Origin of the sequence: Aeromonas allosaccharophila, assembly GCF_000819685.1 — a bacterium.
Lineage (GTDB): Bacteria > Pseudomonadota > Gammaproteobacteria > Enterobacterales > Aeromonadaceae > Aeromonas > Aeromonas allosaccharophila.
The window spans coordinates 19,106-34,122 of record NZ_CDBR01000113.1 but is presented as its reverse complement, the minus strand read 5'-3'; the positions used below and the strand labels follow the sequence as shown (position 1 = coordinate 34,122).

The following is a 15,017-nucleotide window of genomic DNA, read 5'->3' as shown; positions in this document are numbered from 1 at the left end:
AAGGAGAAAGCTTATTGAGCTTGCTGGCAACAGGTATCGGGTGAGCACCATTGCCAGCTGGATATTAGCTAGGCAGTATCCAGATTGCGGAGTAAAATGCGCGGTCCTTTGACCATGCCGATTTCAAAACAAGTCAAGAGAAGCAATGAGCAAGAAACTTCACATTAAAACCTGGGGTTGCCAGATGAACGAGTATGACTCGTCCAAAATGGCCGACCTGTTGGATGCCAGCAATGGCTACACCCTTACCGAAGAGCCCGAAGAGGCAGATGTCTTGCTGCTGAATACCTGCTCCATCCGCGAAAAGGCGCAGGAGAAGGTGTTCCACCAGCTGGGACGCTGGAAAAAGCTCAAGGCCAAAAAACCCGGCCTGGTGATCGGCGTGGGTGGCTGCGTTGCCTCTCAGGAGGGCGATGCCATTCGCCAACGCGCTCCCTATGTGGATATCGTGTTCGGCCCGCAGACCCTGCATCGCCTGCCCGCCATGATCAAGGAAGTGCAAGAGGGCCGTGGCGCCCAGGTTGATATCGCCTTCCCCGAGATCGAAAAATTCGACAGCCTGCCCGAACCGCGCGCCGAAGGGGCTACCGCGTTCGTCTCCATCATGGAAGGCTGCTCCAAATACTGTACTTACTGCGTGGTGCCCTACACCCGCGGTGAAGAGGTGAGCCGACCGCTGGACGACGTGCTCTACGAAATAGCCCAGCTCGCCCAGCAGGGCGTGCGCGAAGTGAACCTGCTCGGCCAGAACGTCAACGCCTGGCGTGGCCCGACCTTTGATGGCGGCATCTGCACCTTCGCCGAGCTGCTGCGCCTGGTGGCTGCCATCGACGGTATCGATCGCATTCGCTACACCACCAGCCACCCGATCGAGTTCACCGACGACATCATCGAGGTCTACAAAGACACCCCGGAAGTGGTTAGCTTCCTGCACCTGCCGGTGCAGAGCGGCTCCGACCGTATTCTGACCATGATGAAGCGCCCGCACACCATCCTGGAGTACAAATCCAAGATCCGTCGCCTGCGTGCCGCCCGCCCCGACATCACCATCAGCTCCGACTTCATCGTTGGCTTCCCGAACGAAACGGACGAAGACTTTGAAGCGACCATGAAGCTGATCGAGGATGTGGGTTTCGACATGAGCTTCAGCTTCATCTTCAGCCCGCGCCCGGGCACCCCGGCCGCCGACATGCCCGACGATGTCGACATGGAAGTGAAGAAAGCCCGTCTGGCCCGCCTGCAGCACGTCATCAACAACCAGGCGATGCAGATTGGCCGCGCCATGCTGGGCACCACCCAGCGCATCCTGGTGGAAGGGCCCTCCAAGCTCGATCCGATGCAGCTGTGTGGCCGCACCGAGAACAACCGGGTGGTCAACTTCGAAGGCCAGCACACCCTGATCGGCGGCTTTGCCGACGTGGAGATCACCGAGGTACGTCCCAACTCCCTGCGCGGCAAGTTCATCCGCGGCGAGAGCGAGATGAACCTGCGGATCGCCACCGCCCCGAGCGAAATCCTGGCCCGTCGTCCCGACAATGTGCCGGACGAGCTGGGCGTGGCCGCCTTCACTCCCCATTAATCCCCTCCTCCCCATTCGCCCGGCGGATGGGGAGCGCCTTGAGACGAGGATATTTTGAGCCGACACATCTCGACCCTGAATCTGCATCTGGAGCCCGCCGACAACCAGCGCCTTGCCAGCCTGTGCGGCCCCTTCGATGACAACATCAAGCAGCTGGAGCGCCGCCTCGGCGTCGAGATCAGCTACCGTGACAGCCACTTCCAACTGGTGGGTAAACCGGCCCAGCTGGATGCGGCCGCCGTCATCCTCAAGCACCTCTATGTGGAAACCCAGCCCCTCAAGGGTGGCCAGGTGACCGACATCACTCCCGACATGGTCCATCTGGCCATTTCGGAGTCGCGAGTGCTGGAGCAGGATGACGAACCGGCGCCGAGCATCCCCTATGGCAAGGAGGTGACGGTCAAGACCAAGCGCGGTCTCATCAAGCCACGCAGCCCAAATCAGGCTCAGTACATCGCCAATATCGTGCGCCACGATATCTGCTTCGGCATCGGCCCGGCCGGTACCGGCAAGACCTATCTGGCGGTCGCGGCAGCCGTGGATGCCTTGGAACGTCAGGAGATCCGCCGCATTCTGCTAACTCGTCCGGCGGTGGAAGCGGGGGAGAAGCTGGGCTTCCTGCCCGGCGATCTCTCCCAGAAGGTCGACCCCTACCTGCGCCCGCTCTACGACGCCCTGTTCGAGATGCTGGGCTTTGAGCGGGTCGAGAAGCTGATGGAGCGCAACATCATCGAGGTGGCGCCGCTTGCCTATATGCGCGGAAGAACCCTCAATGACGCCTTTATCATTCTCGATGAGGCCCAGAACACCACCACCGAGCAGATGAAGATGTTCCTGACCCGCATCGGCTTCAACTCCAAGGCGGTCGTGACCGGCGACATCACCCAGGTAGACCTGCCGCGCAACGCCAAATCCGGCCTGCGTCACGCGCTGGAAGTGCTGCAAGGGGTCGATGGCCTGTCGTTCAACTTCTTCGAGTCCAAAGACGTGGTCCGCCACCCGGTGGTGGCCCGCATCGTGCAGGCTTACGAGGCATTCGATGCCAAGCAGGCAGCTGAAAAAGCAGCCCCTTATACCGGTAAGGAAAGTACCGGCAAAGAGAGCACCAGCAAAGAGAGCGAGCAATGAGCGTAACCCTGGATCTGCAGCTGGCCAGCGCCAGCACTGACGGCCTGCCTACCGAAGCCCAGCTGCAAGGCTGGCTCGACGGCACCATTCTCGGCTTCCAGCAGGAGGCTGAAGTGACGGTGCGTATCGTCGACGAGGCGGAGAGCAACGAGCTCAACCTCACCTATCGCGGCAAGGACAAGCCCACCAACGTGCTCTCCTTCCCGTTCGAGGCGCCGCCCGGTCTGGAGCTGCCGCTGCTCGGCGATCTGGTGATCTGTCGTCAGGTGGTGGAACGGGAAGCACAAGAGCAGGGCAAGCCCCTCATGGCCCACTGGGCCCACATGGTTGTGCATGGCAGTCTGCATCTGCTAGGTTATGACCATATCGAGGATGAGGAAGCTGAAGAGATGGAGCAGCTGGAACGCGACATCATGCAGGAAATGGGCTTTGCCGATCCTTATCTGAACGACGAAGAGTAAAACGCCGGACGGTCATCGACTTGAAACAGCAGATGACCATCCTTATATAACCCGAACAAGTTCAAGTGTGTTTAAGCGAGTAACCAAGAGAAAAAATGACCGACGATCACCCTAGTACCGGCTCGCCGAAGAAAACCTGGCTCGACAAACTCAGCCAACTCTTCCAGGGCGAGCCAAAAGACCGCAATGATTTGGTAGACGTGATAGCCGATGCCGAAGAGCGCGACCTCATCGATCAGGACACCAAGGACATGATCGAGGGGGTGCTGGAGATCGCCGATCTTCGCGTGCGCGATATCATGATCCCCCGCTCCCAGATGGTGACCATCGAAAAATCCCAGCCGATCGACGAGATCCTGCCGGTGATCATCGAGTCAGGTCACTCCCGCTTCCCGGTGATCAACGAAGACAAGGATCATGTGGAGGGCATTCTGCTCGCCAAGGATCTGCTCCCCTTCGGGTTTGGCGGCCATCACGCCAGCGAGCCGCTGCAGCTCGAGAAAATCTTGCGCCCCACGGTGATCGTGCCGGAAAGCAAACGGGTTGACCGTCTGCTCAAGGAGTTCCGTGAAGAGCGCTACCACATGGCCATCGTGGTCGACGAATTTGGTGGCGTCTCCGGTCTGGTGACCATCGAAGACATACTGGAACTGATCGTTGGCGAGATTGACGACGAGTTTGACGACATCGAGGATGAGCCGGACGAAATCCGCCGCCTCAGCAAGCGGGTCTTCTCCATCAGCGCCCTGACCGAGATCGAGGATTTCAACGACTTCTTCGGCACCAAATTCAGCGATGAAGAGGTGGATACGGTGGGCGGTCTGGTGATGCACGCCTTCAGCCACCTGCCCAAGAAGGGCGAGGAGATCGAGCTGGACGGCTACCTGTTCAAGGTGATGCATGCCGACCGACGCCGTCTGCAGCAGTTGCAGGTGAAGATCCCCGAGCACCACGCGGCGGCGCAATCCGAACCGCAGTAAGCAGATCCGCTCGATGTTTGAAACAACGCCCCGACCTCGGGGCGTTGTGCTCTCTGCAACCGGCATCGAGGCTCGCCGTTGCCCCGCTTACAGGTTAAGATACCGGCCATTCGACCCCAGTTGCACACCAAGACGAGCACAATCGCCCGTGAAATCATCTCCCGTTACATCAAGAATCCTGTTGAGCCTCAGCGCGCTGGCCTGTGGTGCCATCGCCGTGCTGGCCTTCTCCCCCTTCGGCTACTGGCCGCTGGTGCTACCCTCCCTGCTCGGGCTTTACGCCCTGCTGGACAAAGCCACGCCGAAACAGGCCGCCTGGCGCGGTTTTGGCTACGCCATGGGGCTCTTTTTGCCGGGGCTGTGGTGGATCCACGTCAGCATGACCGAATTTGGCGGTATTCCGCTGCCGGTCGCTTTCGTGCTGCTGGCCGGGCTCTCCGCCTATCTGGCGCTCTACCCGACGCTCGCCTGCTGGGCCTTCGCCCGCTTCTTTGGCGGCCGTCACTGGAGCCGCTGGCTGCTCGCCTTCCCGGCCCTGTGGTTGGTGGCTGACTGGCTGCGCGGCTGGGTGATGACTGGCTTCCCCTGGCTCTGGTTTGGCTACAGCCAGATCGACGGCCCCCTCAAGGGCTTTGCCCCCATTCTCGGGGTGCAGGGCATCACCCTCGCCCTGTTGCTGTCTGCCTCCGCTATCTGGCTGGTGTGGAAATCCCGCTCCCCGCTCTGGCTGGCGGTGCCTGCCCTGCTGGTCGCCGGTGCTCACGGTCTGATGCAGCTCAACTGGGTGACCCGTGGCGAGCCGGTCAAGGTGGCGCTGGTGCAGGGCAATATCGCCCAGTCCCTCAAGTGGGATCCGGAGGCGCTGGCCCCCACGGTGCGCACCTATCAGGACTTGAGCCGCGAGAATCAGGATGCCGACATCATCGTTTGGCCGGAGTCGGCGATCCCGGCTATCGAGAAGGCGATGGGCCCCTATCTGGAGAATCTGGACAAGGCGATGAAGGTGAACGATACCGGCCTGCTGGCGGGGATCATCCACTACGACGAGCAGCAACAGCGCTTCTACAATACCGTGCTCGGCATGGGGGTGCAGGATGCGGATGGTAAGGAGTCCTACTTCTACAACCACCCCAACCGCTACAACAAGTACCACCTGCTGCCCATCGGCGAGTTTGTGCCGTTTGAAGATCTGCTGCGCCCCATCGCCCCCTTCTTCAACCTGCCGATGTCCTCCTTCAGCCGGGGTGACGAAGTGCAGCCAAACCTGATCGCCAAGGGGCTCAAATTCGCCGCCGCCATCTGCTACGAGATCATCTTCCCGGAGGAGGTGCGCCGCAACGTCAATGCCGATACCGACTTCCTGCTGACCGTCTCCAACGACGCCTGGTTCGGCACCAGCATAGGCCCGTGGCAGCATATGGAGATCGCCCGGATGCGCGCGCTGGAGCTGGCTCGCCCACTGCTGCGCGACACCAATACCGGTATCACCATCGTGACGGAGATCGATGGCAGCATCATCGGCCAGATCCCGCAGTTTGAAGCGGGCGTGCTGCGCAGCGAGGTGCGTCCCGCCCACGGCGAGACCCCCTATATGCGCTTTGGCAGCTGGCCCCTCTACGGTCTGACCGTGCTGCTGCTGGGTCTGGCGCTGGCGCTGCGCCCCAAGGCCCACCCCTGGGCCCGCGAGCTGTAACGCCAATCCGCAATCACCGATAAAAAACGAGGCGCCCGCAGGTGCCTCGTTGTTTACTACAACTTATCAAGCATCTTTTTGCAGGCAGCAGATCACATAGCCGTAACTGCCCAGATATTGGCGGTGGATGGCCACTTCCCGACTCAAGTCCTGCCAGGCAGCACTCTCCCCCAGCTCGTCTCGATAGCGCAACAGATTGACCTCGATGGGGTCCAGATAATTGTTCCAGGCACTCATCGGCAATGGGGTGTGTGACAGGCAGCGGTAGCCTGCCGCTTGTACCGTCTCAAGCAGGCCCGCCAGCGTCTGCATGGCGGGATAATCCTGCTGCCAGAATGCCAATGCCTCCTCGGGCGGATTATCGGTCAGCCAGACCGCATCACTCAGCACGATGCAAGCCTGCGGGCTCGCGAGCAGCGGACGCCACGCCTTCAGCGCATTGGCAACCCCCATCACGTAGGCGCTCCCCTCCGCCCAGATGAGGTCAGCCGGAGCCAGATCGTCCGGCAGTGCCGCCATGTTGGCGCAGAGGGTGGATACATGCTCAAAGCCCGCCGCTCGGGCGGAGTGCGCCACGGCGGCCAGTGCCTCCTCTTCCAGATCGATGGCCACAATGGCGGCATCGATCACCTGAGCCAGCGCCATGGTCGATGCCCCGCGCCCGCAGCCCATATCGAGGATCCGGCGCGGCCGGATGGGCAAAGCAGCAAACTGCTGCTGAGTGAAGGCTCGATCCCCCGGCCCCCAGTAACTCATGCCATCCAGCAGCTGGATAAAGTCCTTGATGTAACGCTCATGTTCATTCATGTCTTTGCTCAACCATTGCAAGTGGTAGCGATCTTTCTCGCTAAAACCCTGTTTCATCACCCACGCGAAGTAGGCCTCCGGTGCCTCGCGCTGCAGTTGCAGCTGCCAGGCTTTGAATTCCTCACCAGAGCGCAGGCTCAGCCCCGCCAGATCCGCAAGCAGATCCCGGGCGCGCCGCATCCTCTCCAGCTCCTCATCCAGTTCCCTGACCCGGGCCTGCAATGCCGCCTGATCTATCTCACCAGCCAGACAAGCGAGGCACTGCTTGAGGCTGAGACCACCCGCCTGCAGGGCCTGCACCATCTGCAGTCGCTGCAGATCCCCCTCGTCATAGTGGCGATAGCCGTTGGCGGCCCGGGTACCGGAAATCACCCCCAGCTTCTCGTAATAGAGCAGGGTGGAGCGGGCGAGGCCGCAGCGGCGGGCCAGTTCGGATATTTTCATGGCAATCACTCACGGTGCGGGCCCTCAGGTGACCCGATAGAGACGAGCTTAAACTGTGAAGCTATAGACAGGTCAACGCCCTTTTCCAGAGATCCGCCAACAAAAACGGCCACCCGAGGGTGGCCGTTGTCAGCGCTATCAGCGATGCTACCGGCTCAGAGACCGGCCGCTTCCAGATGCTCCACCAACAGCTGCACGCTGCGGTTGCCGCGCCACTCGTTGACATCGAGCCGATAGACCAGCCGCACCCGTTTCACCGAAGCATCGGGCCAGCGCTTGATATCGACGCCAAAGGCGATGGCATCCACCGCATGGCCGGAATCGGTGGTCAGCATCATCTTGAGGTGCTTCTCCCCCACCAGCCGCTGCTGCACCAGCACGAATTCACCGTCAAACAGCGGCTCGGGGAAGGCCTGACCCCAGGGGCCGGAGGCGCGAATAAGCTCCGCCAGCTCGAGGGTGAGTTCGTCCGGCAACAACTCGCCATCGGTGAGCAGCACCCCGGTCAAGAGCTCCGGCGTCACCAGCTCGCTGATGACCGCCTCAAACGCCCGACCGAACGCCTCGATATTGGCCTTGGGCAGGGTCAGCCCCGCCGCCATGGCGTGGCCGCCAAACTTGCCCATCAGGCCGGGGTGGCGGGTATCGAGCAGTTCCAGTGCATCGCGCAGGTGCACCCCGGGGATGGAGCGGCCAGAGCCTTTGAGCTCGCTCTCGCTGCTTTCGGCAAAGGCGATGACCGGGCGGTAGTACTTCTCCTTCACCTTGGAGGCCACCAGCCCCACCACCCCCTGATGCCACTCGTTACGGTGCAGCACTATGCCCGACGGCACCTCGCCATCGCGAAAACGGATCTGCTCCAGGGTGGCAAGCGCCTCCTGCTGCATCCCCTGCTCGATCTCCTTGCGCTCCTGATTGAGGCTATCCATCTCGGAGGCGAGCTGGCGCGCCAGATTGAGATCGTCGCTCAGCAGGCAGGCGACCCCGAGCGACATGTCATCGAGACGGCCCACCGCGTTGAGGCGCGGCCCCAGCGCAAAACCGAGGTCGGCGGCGGTGAGACGGCGACCATCGCGGCCCGACACATCCACCAGTGCCTGAATACCGGGGCGACAGCGCCCGGCCCGGATCCGCTGCAAGCCCTGATGGACCAGAATGCGGTTGTTGCCATCGAGCGCCACTACGTCGGCCACCGTGCCGAGGGCCACCAGATCGAGATAATCCGCCACATTGGGGGCACGCAGCCCTTGCCGCTCATACCAACCGAGCTGGCGCAGGTGGGTGTTGAGAGCCGCCATCAGATAGAAGGCCACCCCCACCCCGGCCAGCGACTTGGAGGGGAAATCGCAGCCATGCTGGTTCGGGTTGACGATGGCATCGGCGTCAGGCAGCTCCTGACCCGGCAAATGGTGATCGGTAACCAGTACCTGCATGCCCGCCGCCTTGGCCGCCGCCACCCCGGCGATGCTGGAGATACCGTTATCCACCGTGATCAGGAACTCGGCGCCACGGGCCACCGCCAGCTCGACAATTTCGGGGGTGAGGCCGTAGCCGAACTCGAAGCGGTTGGGCACCAGAAAATCGATGTGGCGACCGCCCATGGCGCGCAGCGCCAGCACGCACAGGGCCGAGCTGGTGGCACCGTCGCAATCGAAGTCACCGACGATGAGGATCCGTTTCTGGGCAGTCAGGGCATCCGCCAGCAGCGGCACCGCCTGCTCCATGCCATAGAGGCGCTGGGGCGGCAACAGCTGGCTGGCGCTGCGCTCCAGCAGGGCGGGATCGTCTACGCCACGGCTGGCGAAGATTTGGCGAAGCAGGGGATGCAGGGTGGCAGGCAGATGGGAATCATCAACTCGCGGACGACGACGGATTTGCAGGGACATCAATATGATCCAGTATCTTGAGCAGCTGTTCGGGGCTCTGATACCCGCGCACCAGATCCCCGTCAGAGGAGACCCAGGCCGGCAGTACCTTGACCCCCAACCATTGGCTCAGGCCAATATTTTGGATAAGGGTCTCACTACATGCCGTTTGAGGCAAATAGGCTTTTAACGGATCATTTTGCAGCAGGGGGTCGCTGCACCAGTCTGCCGCCCGTTCGGCATGATCAATGACGGGATAGATCTCGACGCTCACGCCGGAGGCCTGCAACTGTTGCAGTGTGGCGGAGAGCTGACGGCGTGCCGCATCCTGTTCGCCGAGAAACAGCGCCACCCGGTGACGCTCATCCCGGGCCTTGAGCACAATGGGAGTATGGGCCACCTGAGCCAGGCCCAGTCGGCGCTGCTCACGCATGCCAGAGATGGTCAGGTTCTTCATGTCACGGGTCATATCCAGCATGATCCCCTGCACCACATAGTCCCCTTTGGCATCGCTGTAGAGCACCCCCTGGGAGGTGCCCAGCATATACAACCCCGCAATCGGGGTCGGTTCAACCAGATAGACGGGCACCCCCAGCCGGGCCGTGATGGTCTGTTTCAAGGCTTGGGTATCCATCCCCGCTCTGGCAGCAAATGTGCACAAAAGCATCATTCCCAGTAGTAAATACTTCACTTGTTTACTCACGTGGTATGAATGAATCGACCAAGCAAACTACAGCAGCACAGCTCATTATTCAACCTGCTACTTACCAAAAAATTAATATCACTTTGTACCAAAAAAATGATTCCCTCCGATTGCCAAGGACTCATAACGCCCGCAAGCTAGTCAGGACGACAGGAATAACGCGGCTTCGCCTCTGTTTTTCCTGACAAGAGTTCGCCCTTTGGCAAGGGGCATCAACGCGCTATCTTGTTTAATTTCGGAGGAAATAATGAGTCTGATTCAAGAGTTCAAAGCCTTTGCCGCCCGCGGCAACGTCATCGACATGGCGGTCGGTATCATCATCGGTGCCGCCTTCGGCAAGATTGTCTCCTCCTTCGTCGGTGACGTGATCATGCCGCCCATCGGCCTGATCCTCGGCGGCGTGGACTTCAGCGACCTGGCGGTCACCCTGAAGGCCGCAGAGGGCAGCACTCCGGCCGTGGTCATCGCCTATGGCAAATTCATCCAGACCATCATCGACTTTCTGATCATCTCTTTTGCCATCTTCATGGGACTGAAGGCCATCAACACCCTCAAGAAGAAACAGGAAGAGGAAGCCGCCGCCCCGGCAGGCCCGACCAAGGATCAGGAGCTGCTGACCGAGATCCGTGATCTGCTGAAATCCCAACAGGGGAAATAAACGCCACTTCCTGTCGTGTAATGCCAAAAAAACCGCCTGCTGGCGGTTTTTTGTTTTTGAGAGGCACTGCACTCAGGCTCTCGGGTGGTGCTCACCGTGCAGCGCCTTGAGTCGCTCGTTGGCCACATGGGTGTAGATCTGGGTGGTGGATAGATCCGCATGGCCCAGCAGCATCTGCACCACCCGCAAGTCAGCGCCGTGGTTGAGCAGATGGGTGGCAAAGGCGTGGCGCAAGGTATGGGGGGAGAGCTCGCCGTTGATCCCGGCCCGCTGCGCGTAGAGCTTGATGCGGTGCCAGAAGGTCTGGCGGGTCATCATACGGGCCTGCTTGGAGGGGAACACCACGTCAGAGCTGGTGCCCCCCAGCAGCAGGGTGCGGGCCTCCCGGTAGTAACGCTCCAGCCAGTGCATCGCCTCCTCGCCCATCGGCACCAGCCGCTCCTTGTTGCCCTTGCCCACTACCCGCACCAGCCCCTGACGCAGGCTGACATGCTCGGCGGTGAGCCCCACCAGCTCGGAAACCCGCAGCCCGGTGGCGTAGAGCAGCTCCAGCATCGCCTTGTCCCGCAGCTCCAGCGGGTCATCCACCAGCGGCGCACTCAGCAGAGCTTCCACTTCCGTTTCGCTTAAATCTGAGGGGAGTTTTTTCGGCAGCTTGGGCCCCTCCAGCAGCACGGTCGGATCATCGCTGCGCAGCTTCTCGCGGTTGAGATACTGGTAAAAACGGCGCAGGGCCGACAAGAAGCGGGCGGTGCTGCTGGCCGCAAACTGGTGATCGACCCGCCAGGCGAGGTAGTGCTGGATCTCGTCCATCCCCGCCAGCAGCAGCGAGCTCCCCTGCTCGTCGAGCCAGAGGGAGAACTTCTCCAGGTCGCTGCGATAGGAGCTGACCGTGTTGTCAGACAATCCCCGCTCCAGCCAGAGGGCGTCGAGGAAGGGTTCAATCAGGGGATGTGGGTCAGGCTTGCTCATGGTGCGCTGCAATAAGGGGAAAGATGGCCCATTGTAACGCGCCAACTCCTTGGAAAGACAAGGCACTTTCATTGGAAAGATAAGGCACGTTTGCCACGCCCCTTGCCGGGCGGTGAAGGTCGAATGGCAATCTGCTAGACTGGCGCCCTCCCCTTACGTTACCCATCGTGTTGCCAACATGGCGCAGCCCACACGAGCATGTGAGAACGCGCCAACAGCAAGCGAGAAAGCGCCAACAGAGAGTAGAGCGATGAAGATTGGTCTGTTTTACGGTTCCACCACCTGTTACACCGAGATGGCAGCCGAGAAGATCCGCGCCCTCATCGGCCCCGAGCTGGTGGATATTCACAATATCAAGGATGTCTCCCTGCGCCGGATGGAGGATTACGAGATCCTGATCCTCGGCATCTCCACCTGGGATTTCGGCGAACTGCAGGAGGACTGGGAGTCCCGCTGGGAAGATATCGCCGATCTCCATCTGGAGGGACGCATCGTGGCCCTATTTGGCCTCGGCGATCAGCTCGGTTATGGCGAATGGTTCCAGGACGCCCTCGGCATGCTGCACGATCAGCTGGTGCCAAAAGGGGTCAAGCTGGTGGGCTACTGGCCCAACGAAGGGTACGAATTCGATGCCTCCAAGGCACTGATCGACGATGGCCGTCACTTCGTCGGGCTGGCCCTCGATGATGCCAACCAATATGACCAGACCGATCCGCGCATCGAGCAGTGGGTCGAGCAGATCCTGAGCGAAATCCACGCCCTGCTCTGATCTTTCCCACGTTTTGGCAAAACGACCCTGAGCGCCTGGCCCTGGCCGTCGGGCGCAGTTATCGCACCGATTTTCTCAATCGGTATCATCGCATGACGCTATAGCGACTTTTTTGTGCTGGTCTGCAACAATGGACTCGACATCCCATAACAATCAGAGCCGGATGTCGGAAGCAAACGGACAGACCAGAAAAGGATATTCTATGACCCCATTCTCCCTGTTGGCCCCCGCCATTGCCCGTGACGTGCTCGATCACGCGCTGGCGCTGGGTGCCGATTTTGCCGAGCTGTTTGTGGAGCGCAAGCGCCGCAGCCAGCTCAGCCTGCTCTCCAGCCAGATAGAGAACATCAGCGGTGGCCTCGATTTCGGCATCGGTGTGCGCCTCTGTTACGGCCACAAGGTGCTCTACGGCTACACCAACCAAGCCAGCCGCGACGAGCTGCTGCGCATCGTCACCCTGCTGGCGGCCAAAGACCGCCGCGACCCCGTGGTGACCGCCACCGCCTTCGATTTCACCCGCCTGAGCGATCGCAACCCGGTCGCGCTGCCGCTCTCGGCAGACAAGCTGCTGGAGCAGAAGATCGCCTATCTGCACGCCATGGATGCGTCGGCCCGCACCGAGAGCGGCAAGGTGAGCCAGTTCTCCGGCAACGTGCTGGGCTGGGAGCAGGAGGTGGAGATCTTCAACAGCGAAGGCGTGCAAGTGGCCGATCGCCGCCACTACAACCGCATCATGGCCCAGACCATCGCCATGGAAGGGAGCGAGCAGAGCGTTGGTTACGAGGCCCCCGGCGCCCTGATGGGCTGGGAGCATGCCGATCGCATCGATCCGCGCGAGCTGGCCCTCACCGCCACCCGTCAGGCACTGGTGAAACTGGGCGCGGCTCCCTGCCCGAGCGGCACCCTGCCGGTCATCATGGAGAACGGCTTTGGCGGCGTCATTTTCCACGAGGCGTGCGGTCATCTGCTGGAGACCACCTCGGTGGCCAAGAAGGCGTCGGTGTTCCACGACAAGATGGGCCAGCTTATCGCCAATCCGGTGGTCAATGCGGTGGATGAAGGGCTGCAAGGCAATGCCTGGGGCTCCATCAACGTCGATGACGAGGGGATGGCGACCCAGCATACCCAGCTCATCAAGGACGGCGTCCTGACCGGTTTTCTGGTGGACAGAATGGGTGCCCTCAAAACGGGCTACGCCCGCACCGGCTCGGGGCGGCGCGAATCCTACAAGTACGCCCCCACCTCGCGCATGCGCAACACCTATATCGAACCGGGCAATCACAGCCTCGACGATATGCTGGCCACCGTCGAACATGGCATCTACGCCAAGAAGATGGGGGGCGGCTCGGTACAGCCCGGCACCGGTGAATTCAACTTCAATGTGCAGGAAGCCTACCTCATCGAGCACGGCAAAATCACCAAACCGCTCAAGTCGGCCACCCTGATCGGTACCGGCCCGCAGGTGCTGAAAGAGATCTCCATGGTGGGCAGCAATCTGGCGCTAGCCGCCGGTATGTGCGGCTCTGTCTCGGGCTCGGTCCCCACCTCGGTGGGCCAGCCGGCGCTGAAAGTGGACAATATTCTGGTGGGAGGGAACGCCTGATGAGCACCATCGACATGAATCAACTGCTCACCCGCCTGCTCGACAAGGTGGCCGACCTCGGCGCCGAGGCAGACATCATCGCCAATCAGGAGAAGGCCTTCTCCCTCAAGGCAGACAAAGGCGAGCTCGGTGAATACAAGGTCACCAGCAGCCAGCAACTCGGTATTCGCCTGATAAAAGAGGGTCGGGTCGGCATCGCCTACTCGGAATCCCTCGATGAGCTGGCGCTGGATGCCATGCTGCAGGATGCGCTCGATACCAGCCGCTTTGCCAAGGTGGATGCAGATCAGCGCATCTCGGTGGCCAATAGCCGGATCACCACAGATTGCGCCGAGATCAACCAGCCCGATACCACGCCGGTTGAGGAGAAGATCGCCCTGGCCCTGCGCCTCGAATCAGACATGCTGGCCATGCCCGAAGTGAGCGGCGCCCCCTACAACAGCTTCTTCGAAGGTGAGAGCCAGCTCTGGCTCGCCAACAGTCAGGGCACCCTCTGCCAGCACGGCGAGTTCAGCGTCGGCTGCTACACCTCGGCGCTGGTGGAACGGGATGGCCGCCAGTCGATGCACTCGCAGGGGCAGTATGGCCGTCGCTTCGACGAGCTGGATAGCCAGGCCCTGATCGAGCAGATCTACGCCATCGCCGATGGACTACTGCCCGGTGAAGCGGTGCCGAGCGGTCGCTACAGCGTCATCTTCAGCACAAACTGCTTTGCCAGCCTGTTTGGCTGCTTTCAGGGTGTGCTGTCGGGCAAGTGGGCCCAGCAGGGGATCAACCCCTGGCGCAGCAAGGTCGGCCAGAGCGTAGCGTCACGCTGGCTTACTCTGGAGAGCCGGGTCTATATGCCGGGCGGCATGAACATCAAGGCGTTTGATGGCGAGGGGGCGGCCAGCTCGGATCTGCTGCTGATTGGCGAAGGGGAGCTGAAGACCCTGCTCCACAACAGCGCTACTGCCCGCCACTTTGGCGTCGCCAGCAACGGCTCGGCCGCCCGCGGTGCCCGCAGCGCCCTCGATGTGACCGCTCGCCATCTGGTGTTTGGCGCGGGCCCCCACAGCGAAGCGGAGGTGCAGAGCGGCGACTATCTGGAGCTGGTCAAGCTGGATGGCCTGCATTCGGGTGCCGATGCGGTGAGCGGCGACTTCTCCTTTGGCGCGTCAGGGTTCCTCTGTCGCGATGGAGTTCGCCTGCAGCCGGTGCGCGGCATCACAGTAGCAGGCAACTTCTACCGCCTGCTGGGCGAGCTGGAAGCGGTTGGCGATACCCTGCACCACAACGACGGCAAGGGCTTCTACGCCCCGCAGATCCGTTTTGGCGGCCTCTCCGTCGCGGGCAAGTAAACGTCCCGACGAAAC

The 15,017-nt window shown here is 61.3% G+C and carries 13 protein-coding genes; 9 read left to right on the top strand and 4 right to left on the bottom strand.

From position 1 onward, the window contains the following. Positions 1 to 145: 145 nt before the first annotated feature. The 5 genes from miaB (at position 146) to lnt (ending at position 5,841) form a co-directional block, all read left to right on the top strand. The gene (gene miaB / locus BN1115_RS20190) at positions 146 to 1,579 is read left to right on the top strand and encodes a tRNA (N6-isopentenyl adenosine(37)-C2)-methylthiotransferase MiaB (protein ID WP_042658580.1); all 1,434 of its coding nucleotides are present in this window, start codon (positions 146 to 148) and stop codon (positions 1,577 to 1,579) included. Between the two features lie 54 nt (positions 1,580 to 1,633). Next, a complete protein-coding gene (locus BN1115_RS20185; protein ID WP_042658579.1) occupies positions 1,634 to 2,707 on the top strand; it encodes a PhoH family protein in 1,074 nt (357 codons plus the stop codon). Further along, positions 2,704 to 3,168, top strand: coding sequence for an rRNA maturation RNase YbeY (gene ybeY, locus BN1115_RS20180; RefSeq protein ID WP_042658578.1), 465 nt, complete (start codon positions 2,704 to 2,706; stop codon positions 3,166 to 3,168). The genes BN1115_RS20185 and ybeY overlap by 4 nt, the downstream gene beginning before the upstream one ends. Positions 3,169 to 3,263: 95 nt before the next feature. Beyond that, positions 3,264 to 4,148, top strand: coding sequence for a CNNM family magnesium/cobalt transport protein CorC (gene corC, locus BN1115_RS20175; RefSeq protein WP_042061076.1), 885 nt, complete (start codon positions 3,264 to 3,266; stop codon positions 4,146 to 4,148). A 148-nt stretch (positions 4,149 to 4,296) separates the two neighbouring features. Continuing rightward, positions 4,297 to 5,841, top strand: coding sequence for an apolipoprotein N-acyltransferase (lnt, locus tag BN1115_RS20170; protein ID WP_042658577.1), 1,545 nt, complete (start codon positions 4,297 to 4,299; stop codon positions 5,839 to 5,841). 66 nt (positions 5,842 to 5,907) lie between these two features. Here the strand turns inward: lnt and BN1115_RS20165 are convergent, their stop codons facing one another. The 3 genes from BN1115_RS20165 to BN1115_RS20155 all read right to left on the bottom strand — a co-directional run bounded on the left by BN1115_RS20165 (position 5,908) and on the right by BN1115_RS20155 (position 9,591). Further along, positions 5,908 to 7,092: a MerR family transcriptional regulator gene (locus BN1115_RS20165; protein ID WP_042658576.1), complete on the bottom strand. Its 1,185-nt coding sequence runs from the start codon at positions 7,090 to 7,092 to the stop codon at positions 5,908 to 5,910. Between the two features lie 155 nt (positions 7,093 to 7,247). After that, positions 7,248 to 8,978: a single-stranded-DNA-specific exonuclease RecJ gene (gene recJ / locus BN1115_RS20160; protein WP_042658575.1), complete on the bottom strand. Its 1,731-nt coding sequence runs from the start codon at positions 8,976 to 8,978 to the stop codon at positions 7,248 to 7,250. Then, positions 8,944 to 9,591 carry a disulfide isomerase DsbC N-terminal domain-containing protein gene (locus BN1115_RS20155; RefSeq protein WP_042658574.1) on the bottom strand — a complete coding sequence of 216 codons (648 nt, stop codon included), beginning with the start codon at positions 9,589 to 9,591 and terminating at the stop codon, positions 8,944 to 8,946. The genes recJ and BN1115_RS20155 overlap by 35 nt, the downstream gene beginning before the upstream one ends. A 316-nt stretch (positions 9,592 to 9,907) precedes the next feature. Between BN1115_RS20155 and mscL the strand changes: the two genes are divergently transcribed. Then, positions 9,908 to 10,318: a large-conductance mechanosensitive channel protein MscL gene (gene mscL, locus BN1115_RS20150; protein ID WP_042658573.1), complete on the top strand. Its 411-nt coding sequence runs from the start codon at positions 9,908 to 9,910 to the stop codon at positions 10,316 to 10,318. A 72-nt stretch (positions 10,319 to 10,390) separates the two neighbouring features. Here mscL and xerD read toward each other — a convergent pair whose 3' ends face one another. Then, complete coding sequence (gene xerD, locus BN1115_RS20145; RefSeq protein WP_005335149.1) at positions 10,391 to 11,290, bottom strand: site-specific tyrosine recombinase XerD; 900 nt, start codon at positions 11,288 to 11,290, stop codon at positions 10,391 to 10,393. A 250-nt stretch (positions 11,291 to 11,540) separates the two neighbouring features. On the opposite strand from xerD, the gene fldB reads away from it, so the two are divergent. From fldB to BN1115_RS20130, 3 genes are all read left to right on the top strand, one after another. After that, on the top strand, positions 11,541 to 12,059 hold the full coding sequence (gene fldB / locus BN1115_RS20140) for a flavodoxin FldB (RefSeq protein ID WP_005335151.1): 519 nt from the start codon (positions 11,541 to 11,543) through the stop codon (positions 12,057 to 12,059). A 202-nt stretch (positions 12,060 to 12,261) separates the two neighbouring features. Next, positions 12,262 to 13,662 (top strand): TldD/PmbA family protein, encoded by a 1,401-nt coding sequence (locus BN1115_RS20135; RefSeq protein ID WP_042658572.1) that lies wholly within the window; start codon positions 12,262 to 12,264, stop codon positions 13,660 to 13,662. Beyond that, positions 13,662 to 15,002 carry a TldD/PmbA family protein gene (locus tag BN1115_RS20130; protein ID WP_042658571.1) on the top strand — a complete coding sequence of 447 codons (1,341 nt, stop codon included), beginning with the start codon at positions 13,662 to 13,664 and terminating at the stop codon, positions 15,000 to 15,002. Before BN1115_RS20135 ends, BN1115_RS20130 begins: the two co-directional genes overlap by 1 nt. The last annotated feature ends 15 nt before the right edge of the window (positions 15,003 to 15,017 follow it).